The sequence below is a fragment of the Agromyces tropicus genome (genome assembly GCF_039531345.1).
Taxonomy (GTDB): domain Bacteria; phylum Actinomycetota; class Actinomycetes; order Actinomycetales; family Microbacteriaceae; genus Agromyces; species Agromyces tropicus.
In genome coordinates this window covers 271,511-292,066 of record NZ_BAAAPW010000002.1, presented here as the reverse complement: position 1 = coordinate 292,066, position 20,556 = coordinate 271,511, and the positions used below count along the sequence as shown (strand labels likewise).

At 73.5% G+C, this 20,556-nt stretch carries 15 protein-coding genes; 11 read left to right on the top strand and 4 right to left on the bottom strand.

All coding sequences use genetic code 11. From position 1 onward, the window contains the following. Positions 1–58 precede the first annotated feature (58 nt). The 6 genes from ABD230_RS07090 (at position 59) to ABD230_RS07065 (ending at position 9,593) form a co-directional block, all read left to right on the top strand. Entirely contained in the window at positions 59–1,000 is a 942-nt protein-coding gene (locus ABD230_RS07090) for a carbohydrate ABC transporter permease (protein WP_344370926.1), read from the top strand. Positions 1,001–1,003: 3 nt separating this feature from the next. Next, the gene (locus tag ABD230_RS07085) at positions 1,004–1,936 is read left to right on the top strand and encodes a carbohydrate ABC transporter permease (RefSeq protein WP_344370922.1); all 933 of its coding nucleotides are present in this window, start codon (positions 1,004–1,006) and stop codon (positions 1,934–1,936) included. Positions 1,937–1,986: 50 nt separating this feature from the next. After that, positions 1,987–4,335, top strand: a complete 2,349-nt coding sequence (locus ABD230_RS07080) for a beta-xylosidase/alpha-l-arabinosidase (protein WP_425546197.1) — start codon at positions 1,987–1,989, stop codon at positions 4,333–4,335. Positions 4,336–4,425: 90 nt separating this feature from the next. Continuing rightward, the gene (locus ABD230_RS07075; RefSeq protein ID WP_344370919.1) at positions 4,426–6,204 is read left to right on the top strand and encodes a glycoside hydrolase family 26 protein; all 1,779 of its coding nucleotides are present in this window, start codon (positions 4,426–4,428) and stop codon (positions 6,202–6,204) included. A gap of 21 nt (positions 6,205–6,225) precedes the next feature. Continuing rightward, complete coding sequence (locus ABD230_RS07070) at positions 6,226–6,852, top strand: DUF1349 domain-containing protein (RefSeq protein WP_344370916.1); 627 nt, start codon at positions 6,226–6,228, stop codon at positions 6,850–6,852. A 98-nt stretch (positions 6,853–6,950) separates the two neighbouring features. Next, positions 6,951–9,593, top strand: coding sequence for a cation-translocating P-type ATPase (locus ABD230_RS07065; protein WP_344370914.1), 2,643 nt, complete (start codon positions 6,951–6,953; stop codon positions 9,591–9,593). Here ABD230_RS07065 and ABD230_RS07060 read toward each other — a convergent pair. Continuing rightward, complete coding sequence (locus ABD230_RS07060; protein WP_344370911.1) at positions 9,583–10,896, bottom strand: FAD-binding oxidoreductase; 1,314 nt, start codon at positions 10,894–10,896, stop codon at positions 9,583–9,585. The two genes, ABD230_RS07065 and ABD230_RS07060, sit on opposite strands and share 11 nt — an antisense overlap. A 101-nt stretch (positions 10,897–10,997) precedes the next feature. Then, positions 10,998–13,172, bottom strand: coding sequence for a S9 family peptidase (locus ABD230_RS07055; RefSeq protein ID WP_344370909.1), 2,175 nt, complete (start codon positions 13,170–13,172; stop codon positions 10,998–11,000). A gap of 131 nt (positions 13,173–13,303) precedes the next feature. Between ABD230_RS07055 and efeU the strand changes: the two genes are divergently transcribed. From efeU to efeB, 3 genes are all read left to right on the top strand, one after another. After that, complete coding sequence (efeU, locus tag ABD230_RS07050) at positions 13,304–14,197, top strand: iron uptake transporter permease EfeU (RefSeq protein ID WP_344370906.1); 894 nt, start codon at positions 13,304–13,306, stop codon at positions 14,195–14,197. Positions 14,198–14,266: 69 nt separating this feature from the next. Next, positions 14,267–15,469, top strand: a complete 1,203-nt coding sequence (efeO, locus tag ABD230_RS07045) for an iron uptake system protein EfeO (protein WP_344370902.1) — start codon at positions 14,267–14,269, stop codon at positions 15,467–15,469. Continuing rightward, on the top strand, positions 15,469–16,806 hold the full coding sequence (gene efeB, locus ABD230_RS07040) for an iron uptake transporter deferrochelatase/peroxidase subunit (protein WP_344370900.1): 1,338 nt from the start codon (positions 15,469–15,471) through the stop codon (positions 16,804–16,806). Before efeO ends, efeB begins: the two co-directional genes overlap by 1 nt. Before the next feature lie 153 nt (positions 16,807–16,959). Here efeB and ABD230_RS07035 read toward each other — a convergent pair whose 3' ends face one another. Both ABD230_RS07035 and pdxR read right to left on the bottom strand, forming a co-directional pair. Further along, positions 16,960–17,430: a LysM peptidoglycan-binding domain-containing protein gene (locus ABD230_RS07035; protein ID WP_344370896.1), complete on the bottom strand. Its 471-nt coding sequence runs from the start codon at positions 17,428–17,430 to the stop codon at positions 16,960–16,962. A 101-nt stretch (positions 17,431–17,531) separates the two neighbouring features. Continuing rightward, positions 17,532–19,031, bottom strand: coding sequence for a MocR-like pyridoxine biosynthesis transcription factor PdxR (pdxR, locus tag ABD230_RS07030; RefSeq protein WP_344370894.1), 1,500 nt, complete (start codon positions 19,029–19,031; stop codon positions 17,532–17,534). A gap of 104 nt (positions 19,032–19,135) precedes the next feature. Here pdxR and ABD230_RS07025 point away from each other — a divergent pair, with 104 nt between their 5' ends. Together ABD230_RS07025 and ABD230_RS07020 are read left to right on the top strand one after the other, a co-directional pair. Next, positions 19,136–19,840: a pyridoxamine 5'-phosphate oxidase family protein gene (locus tag ABD230_RS07025; RefSeq protein ID WP_344370891.1), complete on the top strand. Its 705-nt coding sequence runs from the start codon at positions 19,136–19,138 to the stop codon at positions 19,838–19,840. A gap of 409 nt (positions 19,841–20,249) precedes the next feature. Continuing rightward, a complete protein-coding gene (locus tag ABD230_RS07020; RefSeq protein WP_344370890.1) occupies positions 20,250–20,444 on the top strand; it encodes a hypothetical protein in 195 nt (64 codons plus the stop codon). The last annotated feature ends 112 nt before the right edge of the window (positions 20,445–20,556 follow it).

The following is a 20,556-nucleotide window of genomic DNA, read 5'->3' as shown; positions in this document are numbered from 1 at the left end:
CATCCCCGGGGCCGGCGCGGCCAGCGTCGCGCCGGCCCCCTCGCTCACAGGAGGCATCGTGGCCACCCCAGCCCTCGTCGCGGAATCATCGGCCCTCCGGGCCCGCGGCCCGCGCGGCCGTCGCCGATCGCTGACGCCCTATCTCTACATCGCGCCCTTCTTCCTCGTCTTCGGGGCGTTCGGCGCCTTCCCCCTCGCGTACACCGCGTTCATCTCGCTCTTCGACTGGAACCCCATCGGCGAGCAGGCCTTCATCGGGTTCGACAACTACGTCGACCTCGTCGCCGACCCGCGGTTCTGGAACGCCGCGTGGAACACCGTGGTCATCTGGGTGCTCTCGACCGTGCCGCAGCTCGCGATCGCGCTCGTGCTCGCCGCGGTGCTCAACCAGGCGCTCCTGCGGTTCCGCACCGGCTTCCGCATGGCGGTGCTCGTACCGAACATCACGTCGGTGCTCGCGGTCGGCATCATCTTCACCCAGCTCTTCGGTCGCGACTACGGCATGATCAACACGGTCATCGAGTTCTTCGGCGGCCAGCGGATCGACTGGGTCGCCGGCTCGTTCTCCAGCCAGTTCGCCGTCTCGACCATGGTCATGTGGCGCTGGACGGGCTACAACACGCTGATCTACCTCGCGGCGATGCAGTCCATCCCTCGCGCGCTGTACGAGAGCGCGGAGATCGACGGCGCCGGCCCCATCCGCAAGTTCCTCACGATCACCATCCCGCAGGTGCGCCCGACCATCATCTTCACCGTCATCGTCTCGACCATCGGGGGCCTCCAGGTCTTCGCCGAGCCCCTCGTGTTCGGCGGCCAGGCCGGCGTCACGGGCGGGCAGTCCCGCCAGTTCCAGACGCTCGCGCTCTTCCTCTACGAACAGGGATTCCGCAACCTCGAGTTCGGCTACGCGTCGGCGATCGCGTGGGCCCTGTTCCTCATCATCGTCGTCCTCACGATCATCAACCTCGCGCTGTCGAGCCGGATCGCATCGGAGAAGTAGGCCATGTCACGCACCATCGACCTCCCGACCGCCGACGTGGACGAGTCCGCGCCCGCCGCCCCGCCCCGCGCCCCACGGTCCGCCCCGGCAGCCCGCCGACGTCGGCGCCGCGCCCACGGTCGCGTGGGCTGGTTCACCTACGTCGTGCTCGGCGTCACCGCGTTCTTCTCGCTCTTCCCGCTGTACTGGATGTTCGTCGTCGCGTCGAACGACTCATCGGCCGTGAACCGCGTGCCGCCCGTCGTCGTGCCGGGCGCGCAGTTCCTCGACAACGCCGCGCAGGTGTTCGAGGCCGTTCCGTTCTGGCAGAACCTCGCGAACAGCTTCATCGTCTCGATCGCGATCGCGATCGGACAGGTGCTGCTCTCGGCGCTCGCCGGATTCGCCTTCGCGAAGCTCGACTTCCCGGGCCGCACGGCGCTGCTCGTGCTCGTGGTCGGCACCATGACCGTCCCGCTGCAGCTCGCGGTCGTGCCGCAGTTCATGATCATCAACGAACTGGGTTGGGTGAACGACCTGAAGGCGCTGATCGTCCCGGGCCTCGTCACCGCGTTCGGCGTCTTCTGGATGCGGCAGGCCATCGACAACTCGCTGCCCGACGAGCTCGTCGACGCCGCGCGCATCGACGGCGCCCGCAACCTGCGCGTGTTCTGGAGCATCGCGCTGCCCTCGATCCGCCCCGCGGCATCCGTGCTCGGGCTCTTCGCCTTCATGACCGCCTGGAACGACTTCTTCTGGCCGCTCATCGTGCTCAACTCGCCCGGCGCGTTCACCGTGCAGGTCGCGCTGCGCCAGCTGCAGTCGCAGGCCTACGTCACCGACTACGGCGTGCAGATGGCCGGCATCGTGCTCGGCACCGTGCCGCTGCTGCTCATCTTCGTGCTGCTCGGCCGCCAGATCGTCGGCGGCATCATGGAGGGCGCGCTCAAGTCATGACGCCCACCGTTCCCGGCCACCAGATCGCACCCACGACCGAGACGAGCGACATGACGCTGATTCGACCCCCCGCCATGCACGAGACGACGACGGATGCGGCGGCGCCCGCCGCACTCGGCTGGTCCGAGCGCGTGCACGACCTGCTCGAACGCATGACGCTCGAGGAGAAGCTCGCCCAGCTCGTCGGCTTCTGGGTCGACGAGGGCGGCGCCGTCGTCGCGCCGATGCAGGACCGGATGGGCGAGGCCGACGGCGAGCTCGAGCGCTTCGCGGCCGACGGCCTCGGGCACGTCACCCGGGCGTTCGGCACGCGGCCCGTGGAGCCCGCCGGGCGCGCGCAGTGGCTGCGGGCGTTCCAGCGCCACCTCGTCGAGGAGACGCGGCTCGGCATCCCGGCGATCGCGCACGAGGAGTGCCTCACCGGCCTCGCGGCGTGGCAGGCTGCCACGTTCCCCGCGCCGCTCGCCTGGGGTGCCGCGTGGGACCCGGAGCTGGTCGAGCGCATGGGCGCCGCGATCGGCGAGTCGATGCGGGGTCTCGGCGTGCACCAGGGTCTCGCGCCCGTGCTCGACGTCATCCGCGACCCGCGCTGGGGCCGCGTGGAGGAGTGCATCGCCGAGGACCCCTACGTCGTCGGCACCATCGGCGCCGCGTACGTGCGCGGGCTGCAGTCGGAGGGCGTCATCGCCACGCTCAAGCATTTCGTCGGGTACTCGGCCTCGCGGGCCGGGCGCAACCTCGCGCCGGTCTCCGCCGGGCCGCGCGAGATCGCCGACGTGCTGCTCGTGCCGTTCGAGATGGCCGTGCTCGATGGGGGCGCGAAGTCCGTCATGCACTCGTACGCCGAGATCGACGGCGTGCCGGCGGCATCCGACCGTGGGCTGCTCACCGAGCTGCTCCGCGAGCGCTGGAGCTTCGACGGGACCGTCGTCGCCGACTACTTCGGCGTCGCGTTCCTCGAATCGCTGCACCAGGTCGCGCGCGACCTCGGCGACGCCGCGGGCCAGGCGCTCGAGGCCGGTGTCGACGTCGAGCTGCCGACGGGCAACGCCTACCTGGCGCCGCTCGCCGAGCGCGTGCGGTCGGGCGAAGTGCCCGAGGCGCTCGTCGACCGCGCCGTGCTGCGAGTGCTCACGCAGAAGGAGGAGCTCGGACTGTTCGACGAGCGGTTCGAGGGCCCGGGGCCCGAGTCGGTCGACCTCGACCCCGCGGCGCACCGCGACCTCGCGGCACGGCTGGCCGAGGAGTCGGTGGTGCTGCTGTCGAACGAGGGCGTGCTGCCGCTGCACCGCCCCCGCCGCGTGGCGGTCGTCGGCCCGAACGCCGACCGGGCGCAAGCGCTGTTCGGGTGCTACTCGTTCGCGAACCACGTGCTGGGACACCACCCCGAGGTACCCATGGGGATCGCGGCGCCGACCGTGCGCGAGGCGCTCGAGGCGGCGGCCCGGTCGGCCGACGGGGCGCTCGCCGGGGCGGAGGTCGCCTTCGCGGGGGGCTGCGGGATCGACGACGACGACCGGTCGGGTTTCGACGCCGCGGTCGCCGCCGCGCGCGACGCCGACATCGCGATCGCGGTCGTGGGCGACCAGGCCGGGCTCTTCGGCCGCGGCACCGTCGGCGAGGGCTGCGACCGCGACGACCTCGGGCTGCCGGGCGTGCAGCGACCGTTCGTCGAGGCGCTGCTCGAGACCGGCACGCCCGTGGTGCTCGTGCTGCTCACGGGCCGCCCCTACGTGGTCGACTGGGCGCTCGAGCGCTGCGCGGCCGTCGTGCAGTCCTTCTTCCCCGGCGAGGAGGGCGGGCCGGCGATCGCTCGGGTGCTCACGGGCGAGGTCACCCCCTCGGGCCGACTGCCCGTGACCATGCCGCGATCGGCGGGCGCACAGCCGTACTCGTACCTGCACCCGACCCTCGGCGCAGGGACGGAGGTCAGCAACGTGCCGACCACCCCGGTGCTGCCGTTCGGGTACGGCCTCTCGTACACGAGCTTCGAGCGCCGCCTCGTCGAGGTGCCGACATCGGTGCCGACCGACGGGGTGATCGAGGCCGCGGTGCGCGTGACGAACACGGGCGGTGGCGCGGGCGGGGACGTCGTCCAGCTCTACGCCCGCGACGAGGTCGCCTCGGTGACCCGGCCCGTCGCCCAGCTCGTCGCGTTCCAGCGCGTGCACCTCGAGCCGGGGGAGTCGGCGACCGTGCGGTTCCGGGTGCCCACGACGCGCCTGGCGTTCTCGGGGCGCGACCTCGCGCGCATCGTCGAGCCGGGGTCGGTCGAGCTGTTCACGGGCGCGTCGTGCGTCGACCGGGCGAGCACCGCGCGCCTCGAGCTCGTCGGCGACGTGCACCGCGTCGGCGTCGGCGACGAGCGGATGTCGCACGCGGAGGTGGCGCGTGGCTGACGCGTGCGCCGGCACCGCCGCCATCCGCCCGCACCCCGCGGGCACCGAGATCGTCGGCGATCCCGCCGCGACCAGATGACAGGAGGAGCAATGACGCTCAGGACCATCGCCGCCACGGCCGCGCTCGGCGCGCTCGCGCTCGGTCTCACGGCAGCCGCCCCGGCTGCCGCGGCGCCACCCGGACCCCCGCCGGGGCAGGATCCGCTCGCGGGCGCGGTCGGCCTGCCCGAGTTCGGCAAGGTCGACTTCATCCTCGGGCAGGACGGCGGCACCCTCGCCGACTTCGACGACGCGGTGCTGCACGCCGACGCCGACCACCCGATTCCGAGCGGGGTCTCGCTGTTCACGAGCATCAACGGGGTCACTCCGCTGAACGGCCTGTGGAGCCCGGTCGACTACCGCGTCGGCCGCACCGACTTCGAGGAGGTGCTGAGCGAGTACGGCGGCGCCCTCACGATCGGCCTCGAGCTCATCGACTACTCGCAGGACCTCGGCACCGACGGCCGCAACCTGGGGCTGCGCGCGATCGCGGGCGACCCGTCGGTCGACGCCGCCACGGTCGAGCGGTACCGCTCCTGGGTCGACGAGCTGATCCGGTACGCCGACGCGACCGGGCGCGACGTCTACCTCAAGATCGGCTACGAGTTCGACGGGCACTGGAACAACTACGAGCCCGAAGCGTACAGAGCCGCCTTCCGCTTCATCGCCGACCGCATCGACGCGCTGCACGCGACGCGCGTCGCGACGGTCTGGCAGAGCGCCGCCTGGGGTGCCGCGATCCCGGAGAAGGCCGTCGTCGGCGCCGACGCGTACCGCGCGGCCGACGCCGTGCTCGCCGGCGACGCCGACGCGCACTGGGACCTCTGGTACCCCGGCGACGACGTCGTCGACTGGATGGGCATCTCGCGTTTCGCGTCGGAGTCCGCGGACGACCCCGGGCGCCCCTGGTCGTGCGACCGCGGCGAGCCGGGCGACCCTGACACCGAGGTCGTCGCCCCGCGCGCCCTGCAGGATTCCCTGCTCGACTACGCCCGCGCGCACGCGAAGCCGGTGATGGTCGCCGAGTCCGCGCCGCAGGGCTACGACCTCGGCGAGCACACGGTCTCGTGCATCTTCGCCGTCGGCGCTCCGGCCCCCTGGGAGCAGCGGACCGACGTCACGACGGACGAGATCTGGGACGAGTGGTTCGCGCCGCTCTTCGACTTCGTGCGTGAGAATCGCGACGTCGTCCGCTCGATCACGTACATCAACACCGACTGGGACTCGCAGGGCGTCTGGTCGTGCACCGGCCCGGGCGCATGCTCCGCCGGCTACTGGGGCGACACCCGGCTGCAGGCCGACCCCGAGATCCTGGCTCGCGTGAAGGCCGAGCTCTCCGACGGCACCGTGTGGACGACCGGCCCGGACCGGGTCCGGGAGTTCGCGGCGCCGGACTTCTCCGCGGGCAAGGGCGTCTACGAAGCCGAGTACGCCGAGGCCTCGACCTGGCTCGACTGCTGCGGACTCGGGGGCCTGCCCCAGACCGCGGCGACCGCGTCGAACGGCCGCGAGGTCATGGTCATGAACTTCGGCGACGGCGGTGCCGGCACCTACGGCGTCACGTTCCAGGGGGTGCGCCCCGGCGCCCGGATCGACGTGCGGCTGAACTCGCTGAAGGACGGCTTCGAGGACTCGGATGCCACGTTCAGCGTGCTCGTCGACGGCGTGCGCGTGGGCGACCCGAGGCTCGTGCCGAAGCTCCCCTTCGGCGAGTACGCGACCGTGTCGTTCTCCGCCGACGTGCCCGCCGGTGCCGACGTCACGGTGCAGCTCGATCCGAACACGGGCGGCAACCTGATCTGGCTCGACCGGATCGTCGTCGGCCGCTGACCTCGGGACTACGTTGGTCGCATGACCGACGCAGCACCGGATGCCCCCGCCGCTCCCTGGGACGCGGGGATCTGGACCCGCGATCCCGTCGCCGTCCGCGCGGACGGCGACGGGATCGTGGTCGAGGCCGCCGAGGGCAGCGACTTCTGGCGCACCACGCAGTATGGGTTCGTCCACGACGACGGGCACGCGCTCCTCGGCCCCTGGCCGGCGGATGCCGCCGTCGAGGTCGCCGTCGACACGACGACGCTCACCGGGCTGTACGACCAGGCGGGCCTGTTCCTGCGCGGCGGCGACGAGCTCTGGGTGAAGGCCGGCCTCGAGGTGAACGACGACATCCTGCACGTCGGTGCCGTCGTGACCGACCGGGTGTCGGACTGGTCGTTGGCCCCCATGCCGGAATGGGCGGGCGAGGTGGTCACGATCCGGGCGAGCCGCTCGGGCGTCGACGGCGACGCGGTGACGGTGCGCGCCCGGGCGGGCGACGGGCCGTGGCGCACGATCCGGGTCGCACCGTTCGACGCGGACGCGGCGACCGCCGGCCCGATGGTCTGCGCGCCGACGCGCGCGGGGCTCGAGGTGCGATTCACGGGCTGGGCGTTCGTGCCGGCCGACGTCGACCTGCACGAGGATCCGCCCTCCGCCTGAGCGGTCCGGCGCCGGCACCCGGGCCGCCGCGCAGCGCGGTCCGCGATGGGACCACGGTCCCGCCGCACTCCCGCCCCCGCTCCTACGCTGGCTGCCGCATGGACGAGCCGCGCTCGACGGGTGACGCGGCATCCGGCCTGGCGAGCGCGGATGCCGCGGCTCGCCGCGCACACGACGGACCCAACGCGCTCCCTGTGGCGAGGCGGCCGTCGGTGCTCCGCCGGCTGCTCGCCGAGCTGACGCACTTCTTCGCCCTCCTGCTCTGGGGCGCGTCGGCGCTCGCGTTCGTCTCCGGCCTGCCGGAGCTCGGCATCGCGATCATCGCGGTGATCGTCGTCAACGCGATCTTCGCCGTGGTGCAGCAGGCGCGCGCCGACCGTGCGGCGGATCGCCTGCAGCAGATGCTGCCGACGCGGGTCACGGTGCGGCGCGACGGCCGCCGCCGCCTCGTCGACGCGATCGACGTCGTCGTCGGCGACGTGCTCCTGCTCGAGAGCGGCGATCGCGTCCCGGCCGACGCGCGCACGACCGCCGCGAACCGCCTGCTCGTGGACACGTCGATGCTGACCGGCGAGTCCGCCGCCGCCGCAGTGGAGTCGGGAGCCGCGCTCTTCGCCGGGACGTTCGTCGTCGAGGGCGACACGACGGCGGTCGTCACGGCGACCGGTGCGCAGACGCGGCTCGCGGGCATCGCGCGCATGACGACCGCCGCACACCCCGACACCCCGCTCACCCGCGGCCTGCGGGGCGTGGTGCGCGTGACGGCGGGCATCGCGATCGGCGCCGGCCTGCTCTTCCTGGTGATCTCGATGCTCGTCGGCGACCCGATCCGGGACGCGTTCGTCTTCGCCATCGGCGTGACCGTCGCGCTCGTCCCGGAGGGCCTGCTGCCGACCGTCACGCTCTCGCTCGCGCTCGGCTCCGAGCGGATGGCGAAGCGCCGGATCCTGGTCCGCAACCTCGAGGCCGTCGAGACGCTCGGATCGACCACGTTCATCTGCACCGACAAGACCGGCACGCTCACGCGCAACGAGATGACGGTGGTCCGGGCGTGGACGTCGGCCGGAGCCGTCTCGATCGACGGCGCCGGGTACGCGCCGAGCGCCGCGCTGGATTGGGCGTCGCCGACCGCCGAGCCGGCCGTGCGGGCGCTCGCGATCGCCGCCGAGCGCTGCTCGACGGGATACGCGGAGGACGCGGGCGGCACCTGGCGGCCGCACGGCGACCCGATGGAGGCGGCGGTCGACGTGTTCGCGCGCCGCCTCGGCGTCGACACGGACGCCGACCGTCGGTCGAGCCCGCCCGAGTTGCGATTCCCCTTCGACTCGGCGCTGCGCCGCATGGCCGTGGTGCTCGCCGACGAGGTGCTCGTGAAGGGCGCACCCGACACCGTGCTGCCGCTCTGCGGCGACGTCGGCGATGCGGCGACCGTCGTCGACGAGCTGACCGGTCGCGGGCTCCGCGTCATCGCGGTCGCCGCGGCACCGCGGGGCGGGCGGACCCCGTCGAACCAGCGCGAGGCCGAGGCCGACGTGCGGCTGCTCGGCCTGCTGGCACTCGAGGATCCGCCGCGAGACGACGTCGCCGACGCGCTCGCCGCGTGCCGCCGTGCGGGCGTGCGCGTCGGGATGATCACCGGCGACCATCCCGCCACCGCCCGCGCCATCGCCGACGAGGTCGGCCTGCGCGGCCCGGACGGCCCAGTCCTCGTCGGCGGCGACCTGCCCGCGGACGACCAGCACCTCGGCGCCCTGCTCGACCACGACGGCGTGGTCGTCGCGAGGGTCTCGCCGGAGGACAAGCTGCGCATCGCGCGGGCGCTGCAGGCTCGCGGACACGTGGTCGCGATGACCGGCGACGGCGTCAACGACGCGCCGGCCCTGCACGAGGCCGACATCGGCGTCGCGATGGGCCGGGGCGGCACGGACGTCGCGCGCGAGGCCGCCGACCTGGTGCTGCTCGACGACTCGTTCGCCGGGATCGTCGCGGGCATCGAGCAGGGCCGCGCGACCTACGTGAACATCCGGAGGTTCCTCACCTACCACCTGACCGACAACGTCGCCGAGCTGACGCCGTTCGTCGTGTGGGCGCTCTCGGGCGGCCAGTTCCCGCTGGCGCTCGGCGTGCTGCAGATCATCGCGCTCGACCTCGGCACCGACACCCTCTCGGCCGTCGCGCTCGGCGCCGAGAAGCCCGCGAAGCACCTGCTCGAGGGCCCGCCCGTGGGCGGACGGCTCATGAACGCCACCGTGCTGCGGCGCGCGTTCGGGGTGCTCGGCCCGCTGGAGGCGCTGCTCACGATGGGCGCCTTCACGGTGTCGCTCGTCGCGCTCGGCTGGCGACCCGGTGACGCGTTCCCGTCGGGCCCGGACCTGATGGCCGCGTCCGGGGCGGCGTTCATGACCGTCGTGCTCGCGCAGACCGCGAACGCCTTCGCCTGCCGGTCGTCGACCCGCTGGCCGGGCTCGCTCGGCTGGTTCACGAACCGCCTGCTGGTGGTCGCCGTGCTCGCCGAGCTCGCCTTCTCGCTCATCGTGCTCTGGTGGCCGGTCGTCGCCGGCGTGCTCGGACAGGCGAACCCGCCGCTCGCGGGCTGGGCGGTCGCACTGGCGTCGATGCCGACGCTGCTCGCGGTCGACGCGCTCGACAAGCGGCTGCGGCGGCGTCGTGCTCGTCCGCACCCACCCGCCGCGGCGGGCGGCGTGCCCGGCGCGGGACTCCGCGCGCGCCCTACGGCGTGATGTGGTGGCTGGGCCGGAACACGTCGTCGGGGTCGACCTCGCGCTTGATCGCGCGCAGCCGCGCGAGCGTCTCGGGCGGGTAGATCTCGGTCACGATGTCGTCGCCGAACTCCGGCGTGAAGTTCGAGTAGCGGCCGTTCGTGAACGCCATCGCCGCCTCGACGCCGTCGTGGGCGGACGCGAACGCGTCGGGGCCGGCGCCGTCCGGGACGAGCCGGTTCACCGCGAAGAGCACCTCGCCGTCGCGCTGCGCGACGGCTGTGGCGTCCGTCGCCACCCTCGAGAACGCACCGCCGAGCCCGCGCAGCAGCAGCATCGTCGGCAGGGCATGTTCGAGCGTGGCCGTGAACGCGTCGAGCGCCGCGTCGGAGAGATCGGGCACGAAGCCGTTGCCGCCGACGAGCGCGAACGGCGGCGCGCCGGGCGGGCCGTCTTCGAGCAGGTCGGGGTACTCGACGGGCCCGAGCGCGACGTCCGTGACCGAGGGCAGTGACAGCAGGGGCTCGAGGAGCCGCCGCAGCTCCTCCTCGGAACCCCGGAGGGCCACCAGCAGCTGCGGCCCCGCGGGCATCTCGGGCGCCATCGGCGGCATCACGAGCAGCGTCGAGTTGAGCTCGTCGGGACCGTCGCGCATGACGTCGCGCCAGGCGCCGAGCACCGCGCGCGGGTCGGACTGGTCGAACATGACGTGTCCGCCGACGAGACCGTCGACCGGGGCCGCCTGGAAGGTGAAGCGGGTGGCGACGCCGAAGTTGCCGCCGCCGCCGCGGACCGCCCAGAACAGCTCCGGGTGGTGCTCGGCATCGAGCGTGAGCACGTCGCCCGCCGCCGTCACGAACTCGACCTCGCGGACGATGTCGACGGTCAGCCCGTGCATGCGCACCAGCCAGCCGATCCCGCCGCCGAGGGTGAGCCCGCCGACACCGACGTCGCGCGTGTCGCCCGAGGTGACGCCGAGGCCGTGCGGCGCGAGGGCCGCTGCGACGTCGCCCCACTGGGCGCCGGGGCCGATGTGCACCAGCCCGCCGTCGGCGAGTTCGATCGCCGCGAGGTTCGAGAGGTCGATCACCAGGCCGCCCGCGGCGGGATCGGACCCGTGACCGCCTGCGACGACGGTGATGGGGACGCCCGCCGCGACGGCGGAGCGGACGACCTCGGCGACCTCGTCGGAGGAGGTCGGGCGCACGACCGCATCGGGCGTGCCCTGGCCGTGGAAGACGTGGGCGCCGGCCTCGTACTCGGGGGTGCCGGGCGCGTGCACGCGCTGCGGCATCCGCTCACTCAGTTCGGTGACGAACGACATGGCGCACAGTCTGTTCCCGGCCGCCGACATCCGCGACCCCAGTTCGAGCGCCGCGACGTCGACATCCTGCCGACGTCGTCTCGTGCGAGCGGATGCCGCGGCTACTCGCCGCTCGGGTGCGCCCCCGCGGCGTCGATGATCCACGCGTTCGCGAACGCGCGCTCCCGCCACGCCGCGTACCGGCCCGACACCCCGCCGTGCCCGGCCGCCATCTCGACCTTCAGCAGCGGATCCGCGCCCGCCTCGCGGAGCTTCGCGACCCACTTCGCGGGCTCGACGTAGAGCACGCGCGTGTCGTTCAGGCTCGTGATGGCGAGGATCCGCGGGTACTGCACCGGGTGCACGTTCTCGTACGGCGCGTACGACTTCATGTACGCGTAGACCTCGGGGTCGTCGAGCGGGTTGCCCCACTCGTCCCACTCGATCACCGTGAGCGGAAGCGACGGGTCGAGGATCGAGGTCAGCGGGTCGACGAACGGCACCTCGGCGACGATGCCGGCGAACAGGCGCGGCGCGAGGTTGGCGACCGCGCCCATCAGCAGTCCGCCAGCCGAGCCCCCCTGTGCGACGAGGTGGTCGGGGCTCGTGATGTCGCGGTCGACGAGGTGCTCCGCCGCGGCGATGAAGTCGGTGAACGTGTGCTTCTTCAGCAGCTTCTTGCCGTGCTCGTACCAGAGCCGGCCCATCTCGCCGCCGCCGCGCACGTGCGCGATCGCGAAGACCATGCCGCGATCGAGCAGCGACAGGCGGGGGATGCCGAAGCCGGGGTCGATCGCGTGCTCGTACGAGCCGTAGCCGTAGAGCAGGGTCGGCGCGGGCTCGCCGAGCGTGACCAGGTCCTCCCGGTAGACGATCGAGATCGGCACCTTCGTGCCGTCGGGCGCGGTCGCCCACTCGCGGCGCTGGGCGTAGCGCTCGGGATGGTAGTCGCCGAGCACCGGCTGCTGCTTGCGCACCGTCCGGGTGCCGGATGCCACGTCGACGTCGATCACCATCGACGGCGTGACGAAGCTGCCGTAGCCGATCCGGAGCGACGGCTGCGCCCAGTCGGGGTTCGCGCCGACGCCGGTGGAGAACAGCTCCTCGTCGAACTCGAGCTCGTGCAGCGTGTCGTCGGGCGTCGCGTCCGCGGGCAGGCCCTGCGGCGGCACCTTGGCGATCGCGACGCGCGGCAGGCCGTCGCGCCGGTACTCCAGCGCCACGAAGTCGCGGAAGCCGTGCACCGCCTCGATCCGCATGCGGTGGTCGTGGGGGAGCAGCATGCGACGCTCGCCCTGCGGGTCCTCGGCGGCCACGCTCACCAGCTCGAAGTTCACCGCGTCGCCCTCGTTGTGCACGACGAGCAGGCGGTCGCGACCGCCGGCGACGACGTGCTCGACGTCGTACTCGACGCCGTCGCGTCGCGGCCAGACGACGCGGAACTCGCCGGTCGGGTCGTCCGCGTCGAGCAGCCAGGTCTCGCTCGTGACGTGCGAGCCGGCCTCGAGCACGAGGTAGCGGCGGCTCCGGGTGAGCCCGACGCCGAGCCAGAACCGCTCGTCCGGCTCGTGGAACACGCGTTCGTCGGCGTCGGCGGGCGTCCCGATCTCGTGTCGCCAGACGGTGTCCGGCCGCCAGGCGTCGTCGACGGTCGTGTAGAAGACGTAGCGTCCGCTCGGGTCGAACATCGCTCCCGCCGCGGTGCCCGGGATCTCGTCGTCGAGCGCGCGATCCGACCCGTCGAGCGCGCGGAGGCGGATCGTGTACCGCTCGTCGCCCTCGACGTCGACCCCGTACAGCAGGGTCGCGCCGTCGGCGGTGACGTCGAAGCTGCCGAGCGAGAAGAACTCGTGCCCCTCGGCCTCGACGTTGTCGTCGAGGAGCACCTGCTCGCCGGGCAGCGGGGAGCCGTCCTCGGGGATCGCCGGCGGCTGCCAGTCGTCGGCCGACTGTGCGGCGACGCGGCAGTGGATGCCGTACTGCAGGCCCTCGACCGTGCGCGAGTAGTACCACCAGTCGCCCTCGCGCGTGGGCACGCTGAGGTCGGTCTCCTTGGTGCGGCGCTTGATCTCGTCGAAGACCTGCTCCTGCAGCAGGGAGAGATGCCGCGTCTTCGCCTTGGTGTAGGCGTTCTCCTCCTCGAGGTGGGCGATGACCGCCGGGTCGTCCTTCTCGCGCAACCACTCGTAGTGGTCGATCACCACGTCGCCGTGGTGGGTGCGTTCGGTCGGTCGCTTCTCGGTCAGCGGAGGAGTCAGCACGGGGTCAACCGTACGCCGCGCGGGCGGCCGTGGCATCCGTCGGCCGGCCCGGTGCGGGGGCCGTGCGGGGCGGGCGCCGGTTGCGGAGCATGACATCCGTCTTGGCGCATCAGGCAAGTGAGGTTAGCCTAAGCTCACACCTCCTGACCGCGAACCAGAGGACCACCGTGCTCGCCACCTACCTGATCGGAATCCGCGAAGGCCTCGAGGCCGGACTCATCGTCGGCATCCTCGTCGCCTACCTCGCCAAGCTGGGCCGACGCGACCTGCTCGGCCGCATGTGGGCGGGCGTCGGCGTCGCGATCGCGGTGGCGCTCGCGGTCGGCGCGGTCCTGACCTGGGGCCCGTACGCACTGACCTTCGAGGCGCAGGAGATCCTCGGCGGCGTGCTGTCGATCGTCGCGGTGGCGATGGTGACGTGGATGATCTTCTGGATGGCCACGCACGGCGCCGGCCTGTCGAGGGAACTCCGCGGCCAGGTCGACGCGGCCATGGACCGCTCGTGGTTCGCCTTCGTCCTCATCGGGGCCCTCGCGGTCGGCCGCGAGGGCGTCGAGACGGCCCTGTTCGTCTGGGCGAACGTCGCCGGCGGCAGCGATCCCGTGCTCGGCACGCTCGGCGCCGTGCTGGGCATCCTGACCGCGGTCGGCATCTCGTGGGGCATCGCGCGGGGGCTCGTGCGCATCAACCTCTCGCGCTTCTTCACCTGGACCGGCGTCTTCCTCGTGATCGTCGCGGCCGGCGTGCTCGCCTACGGCATCGGCGACCTGCAGGAGGCCGCCGTCATCCCGGGCGGCGCGCCCGCGTACGACCTCGTCGGGCTGGTGCCCCCGGGCTCCTGGTACGGCGCGCTGCTCACCGGCATCTTCAACTTCTCGCCCGAGCCGACCTGGGCGCAGGTCGTGGGGTGGGTCCTGTACGTCGGGATCGTGCTCCCGCTGTACCTCCGCGTCATGCGGCACCGCCCGACGCCGAAGCCGGTCGGTGCGACGGATGCCGCGGCGCCGGCCGCGCACGCCGCACGCCCGTCCGCGTCCGCGCGCGCGGTCCCCGCGTCCTGACCTGAGCTCCACCGGTCCGTGCCCCCGGCCGGACCGTGAACCAACCGGAACCCACGACCAGGAGGTCGAATGCTCCACCGTGCCCTCGCGGCATCCGCCGTCACCGCCGTCGCCGCGCTCGTCCTCACGGGGTGCGTCGCCAAGGCCGACCTCGCCGAGGCGATCCCCGTCGCGATCGTCGACGACGCGTGCGCCGTCGAGACGCCGACCGCGACCGCCGGCGCCGTGACCTTCCGCCTCACCAACGACGGCAGCGACGTGAACGAGTTCGAGGTGCTCGGCGACGACAAGCTCCGCATCGTCGGCGAGAAGGAGAACGTCGCGCCGGGCCAGACGGTCGACTTCACCGCGCACCTCGAGCCCGGCACCTACTACACCGCGTGCAAGTTCCAGCAGGTCGGTGCGCCCATCGGCCTCGCCGAGTTCACGGTGACGGGCGAGGCGACGGGCGTCTCGGCGGATCGGCAGGAGCTCGCCGACCGGGCGGTCGACGAGTACCTCGACTACGTGCGGTCGCAGGTGGCCGAGCTGCTGCCCGCCGCCGCGGCGTTCGCTGCGGCGTACGCATCGGGCGACGACGAGACCGCCCGGTCGCTCTACGCGGCAGCGCGCGTGCCGTACGAGCGCATCGAGCCGACGGCCGAGGCGTTCGGCGACCTCGACCCGCGCATCGACTTCCGCGAGGTCGACGCCGTGGCCGACGGGCTCGAGTGGACCGGCTTCCACCGCATCGAGAAGGACCTGTGGCCGCCGGCCGCGGGCGACCTGAACTCCGACGGGCAGGACGCGCTCGCCGACTGGGCGCCGTCGACGCCCGCGGAGCGGCAGGCGCTCGCAGACCGGCTGGTGGCGGATGTCACCGAGCTGCACGACCTCGTCGCGGACGAGCACTTCTCGGTCTCGCTCGACGCGATCTCGAACGGCGCGATCGCGCTGCTCGACGAGGTCGCCGCGGGCAAGATCACGGGCGAGGAGGACTGGTGGTCGGGCACCGACCTGTCGGACTTCGCCGCGAACGTCCAGGGCGCCGGGGTCGCGTTCGGCGCGGTCCGGCCGATCGCGGAGGCCACCGACGAGGGGGCCGAGCTCGCCGCCGAGATCGACGCGCGCTTCGACGAGCTCGAGGCGGCGCTCGGCGAGTACGGCTCGCTCGAGGACGGCTTCGTCGACTACGCCACGCTCGACGACGCGCAGACGAAGGCGCTGAGCGACCGCGTCAACGCGCTCGCCGAGCCGCTCTCGCAGCTGACCGCGACGGTGCTGGGCTCCTGATGGCCGACGCGACCGCGCACGGGACCGGAGCGGAGGGCCCCGGCACCGAGGGCAGCGGCGCCTCGCCGGCGCCCGAGGGGCTCAGCCGCCGCGGGCTGCTCGGCCTCTTCGGTGCGGGCGCGGCCGGCGCGGTGGTGGGTGCCGCGGGCGGGGCCGGGGTCGCGATGGCCGCCACGGGTGCGCTCGGCGGCGCCGAGGCATCCGCGGCCGCCTACGATTTCCACGGCGTGCACCAGGCGGGCATCACGACGCCGGCCCAGGACCGGCTCCACTTCGCGGCGTTCGACGTGAGCGACACGCTCGACCGCACCGGCCTCGTCGAGCTCCTCACGGACTGGACCGACGCGGCCGCGCGGCTCACGCAGGGGCTCGAGGTCGAGGACGGCGGTGCGGTCGGCGGCAGCGACGTCGCGCCCCCGGCCGACACGGGTGAGGCGCTCGGGCTGCCCGCCGCGGGCCTCACGATCACCTTCGGGTTCGGCCCGACGCTGTTCACGGATGCCGCGGGCGTCGACCGGTTCGGGCTCGCCGCCCGCCGTCCTCCCGCGCTCGAGGCGCTCCCGCGGTTCCAGGGCGACGCACTGAAGCCCGAGTGGACGGGCGGCGACCTCTGCGTGCAGGCGTGCGCCGACGACCCGCAGGTCGCCGTCCACGCCATCCGCAACCTGAGCCGCATCGCGTTCGGCCGGGCGAGCCTGCGCTGGTCGCAGCTCGGCTTCGGCCGCACCTCGTCGACGTCGACCGCGCAGTCGACGCCGCGGAACCTCTTCGGCTTCAAGGACGGCACGGCGAACGTGAAGGCCGAGGAGCGCGAGGCGCTCGCCGAGCACGTCTGGGTCGACGACGGCGACGAGCCCGCCTGGCTCGCGGGCGGCTCGTACCTCGTCGCACGCAAGATCCGCATGGTCATCGAGAGCTGGGACCGCGTGCAGCTCGGGGAGCAGGAGCGCCTCGTCGGCCGCACCAAGGGCGAGGGGGCGCCGCTCTCCGGCGGCACCGAGTCCACGGCGCCCGACTTCGAGGCCGAGGGCGCGACGGGCGCGCCGCTCATCCCGACCGACGCGCACGTCCGGCTGGCACACGCCTCGGCCAACGGCGGCGTCCGCATGCTCCGCCGGGGCTACAACTTCGTCGACGGCAACGACGAGCTCGGCCGGCTCGACGCGGGGCTGTTCTTCCTGTCGTTCCAGCGCTCGCCGGAGCAGTTCGTCACCGTGCAGCGCAGCCTGGCGGCCGACGCGCTGAACGAGTACCTGAAGCACGTCGGATCGGCGATCTTCGCGGTGCCCGGCGGCATCCGACCGGGCGAGCACGTCGGGCAGGCGCTCTTCACCTGAGCGACGGCGGCCGGCGCGGCCGCCTGCGGGCCCGGCTGCTCAGCCGCGGTCGATCTCGCGCACGGCCCACTGCTCGCCGCCGAGCAGCACGGCGGCCGGGATGAGCAGCGGCGCAGGGTTCCACGCGTCGAGGATCACGGTCGTCTCCACGGGTCAGTCCACTCCCACCTTCTGCCAGTCCAGGTTGATCACGTCGCCGATGTAGACGACCTCGCCGTAGTCGTGGACCTGCGGGTTCATGCGCAGGAGCTGCTGCTGCGGCAGGTTGAAGCGCTGGGCGACGTCGAAGAAGCTGTCGCCGGGGCCGATGACGTACCGCTCGGGTTCGCCGTCCCCGTCGAGCACCGGGTCGCCGCTCGCGCCGGGGCGCGGGCCGTCGTCGATCGCCGGACCCCACTCGTACACGGGTGCGGGCTCGTTCGGCACCGGGTCGGGCGGAGGTGCCGCCTCGGCGGTCGGCTCCGGCGGCGCGGCGGTCACCGTCACGGTCGCGGTCCGGGTCACGGTCGCGGTGACCGTCACGGGAGCGGCGTCGACGACCTCCGGCGGCGCGCAGCCGGCGAGCAGCGTGAGAGTGCCGCACACGGTGAGGAGCCCGGCCGCGAGCAGGGTCGCAGGACTCACGGGTCGACGTCGACGCATTTCCGTCCCCGATTCGCCGCGGTGTTCGGGACCGCGGACGCGCTCAGGCTATCGGCGGCGACGTTCCGCGTACAGGGTCGGCGTCAGCCGGCGGATGCCGCGAGAGCCTCCTCGACGGCGGCGCGCAGTCGCGGCAGCGCCCGGGCGAGCTGCATGTCGGACGGCGAGCCGTAGCCGATCACGATGCCCGCGGGCCCCTCGCCGGGGACGACCGCGTACTCCGCGAGCGGCGTGACCGCGACGCCTTCGGCCGAGAGCCGATCGACGGCGCGTTCGGCGACCTGCTCCGACGGCAGTCGGACGACGGCGTGCAGGCCGCCGTCGAGGCCGGAGACCGGGGCGCCGGGGATGCCGTCGAGCGCCGCGAGCACGAGCCGCCGCCGGTGGGCGTAGTCGCGCCGCACGGCGGCGATGTGGCGTCGCACGGCTCCGGTCGCGAGCAGCTCGGCCATGGCCTCCTGCACCACGCCGGGCACGGGGGTGGTCTCGTCGTCCCGCACGGCCGCGACGGCGTCGCGGAGCCGCGGGTTCGCGGGCAGCACGAGGTAGCCGAGCCGCAGCCACGGGGTGAGCACCTTCGAGAAGCTCCCGATGAGCACGGTGTGGCCGGTACGGTCGAGCGACGCGAGCGCGGGCAGCGGTGCGCCGAGGTGGCGGAACTCGCTGTCGTAGTCGTCCTCGAGCACGAGGGCGTCGGCCTCCGCGGCCCATTCGAGCAGCGCGAGCCGCGACGCGACGGGCAGGCGGCCGCCGAGCGGGTACTGGTGGCTCGGGGTCACCATCACGGCGTGCGGTGCCGGGCGGATTCCGCGGAGCGACTCGACGTCGATGCCGTCGTCGTCGACCGGCACCGGGATCGCGCGCAGCGCGCCGCGTCGCTCGAGCACCCGGCGCGCCGAGGGGTACCCCGGGTCCTCCACGGCGACCCGCGGGGTGCCGTCGACCATTCGGCGCAGCGCCGAGGCGAGCAGGGCGACGGCGTCGCTCGTGCCCGCGGTGACGACGACGTCGTCGGGGTCGCAGGTCACGCCGCGGGCGTGGCGCAGGTGGTCGGCGACCTCGGCGCACAGCCGGGGCGCGCCGAAGTCCGGCGGGATGTCGCCCGGCACCGTGAGGCGTGCGGCATGCCGCCACGCGGCGCGCCAGGCGCGTTCGTCCAGCCGCGCGGTCGACGGCAGCCCCGGCCGGAGCACGAGCTCGCCGCCGCCCGCGCCGCCGACGTCGGGTTCCGTGCCGGCAGTCGGTGCGGGTGCGGCGCCCCGCGGACCCGCATCGACCGTCGTCACGGGGCGGTCGTCGGGCGAGCCGACGGGCGCGGCATCCGGGTCCGCGGCGACGAGGGCGGCGACGCGAGTGGGCGCGCCCTGGCGCACGTCGAGGTATCCCTCGCCGGCGAGCTGGTCGTACGCCGCGACGACCGAACTCCGCGAGACGCCGAGCTCGCCGGCCAGCGCCCGGGTCGACGGCACCGGATCGCCCGCCCGGAGGCGGCCGTCGAGGATGCCGCGGCGCAGCCCCTCGACGAGCTGGATGCCGACCGGTCGTGCGTCGTCGCGGTCGATCGCGAGCAGTGGTCCGTCCATCCCGACCTCCCCGTCCGGCGGCGTTCTTCCGTCGCCAACTGGACTGTTCGAATGCGCGAGAACTGGTCTGATCACCATACCAGTCGGAAGCGCAGACTGACGGCATGACCATCACCACGTCCATCCCCTCCGCCCGCCGGGTCCGGCGCCTGCCGGACCGCGAGACGAGCGACCGGCTGGCGCTCCACGACCTGCTGGACGCCGAGCTCGTCGGCCACCTCGCCGTGGCGGTCGACGGCGTGCCCGTCGTCGTGCCGATGGGCTACGCCCGGGTCGGCGGACACGTGGTGATGCACGGCTCGACCGGCGGCGGCTTCGCCCTGCGCGCGGCATCCGCCCGGACCCCGGTCGTGTTCGCCGTGACGGCGCTCGACGGCCTCGTGTACGCGCGATCGCTCTTCGACAGCTCGATGAACTACCGCAGCGCGACAGTGCAGGGCGTGCTCGAGATCGTGCCCGACGACGAGGCGGATGCCGCCCTGCTGGCGCTCTCGGAGCGGCTCATGCCGGGGCGCACCGCCGAGGTGCGCGCGATGCGCCGCAAGGAGGTCGCCGCGACCCGCGTGCTGCGGCTGCCGCTCGACGACGTCGTGATGAAGCAGCGCGCCGGCGGCCCCTCGGAGGAGGAGGGCGACGGAGAGGACCACTCGACCTGGGCGGGCGTCGTGCCGCTCGAACGGCGCTGGGGCGCGCCGGTCCCGTCGGGGCTGACCCCTGCGGGCGCGCCCGTGCCCGAATCCGTGATCGCGCTGACGACGCGGGCGTCGCCCTCGGCCACGCTCGACGAGGCGTCCGCCCGGACCGCCTGAGGACCCGGGCGGGAGCGCGACCCGATATGGGCAGATGTCCCGATGCCCGGCCCCCGGCTCAGGGAGGAACCTCGACGCATCGGCCCCGGTGACGGCGCGTGCGTCGGACCGGAATCGAAGACCACGAGACGAAACGGAAGGAGGTGCGTGATGTTCGTAGCGATGCTCGTGCTGGGCCTCGTATCGGCCTGGGCGGTGACCGCCTCGGTGATCCAGTTCCGCAGGGACGGGTACCACCGCATGCGCACCCTGGCGCACTGACGTCGGATCGACCCGGACATCCGCATCCGACGAGGGGCCCTGAGGACCACCTCAGGGCCCCGTCCCACGGGATTTAGGTACATCTCCCGATGAACCGGACCCACCTCAGGGAGGAGTCTCGGATCATCGCCCAGACCAGGAGGACACCATGGACTACGCAGCAGGCTTCGTCGCCATGCAGGTGCACGAGAGCAACCTGCAGCGCGCAGAGCAGCGGATCGCGCAGGCCCACGCGGCGGCCGAGCGGACGGTCGTGCAGGCCGCGTCGGTGCCGGGTCGTCCCCGCACCGCACGCGCCCCGCGCCGCCGCTTCCACCGCCACGCACCGCGCTTCGCGCAGTGAGCGCGGCGGACCCCGGCAGCGCCGGACACGGCCCCTCCAACGGGGCGCGCGGCGCAGCAGACGACGATCGGCGTCGGGCCCTCGGGCCCGGCGCCGATGTCGTCGGTGCGTG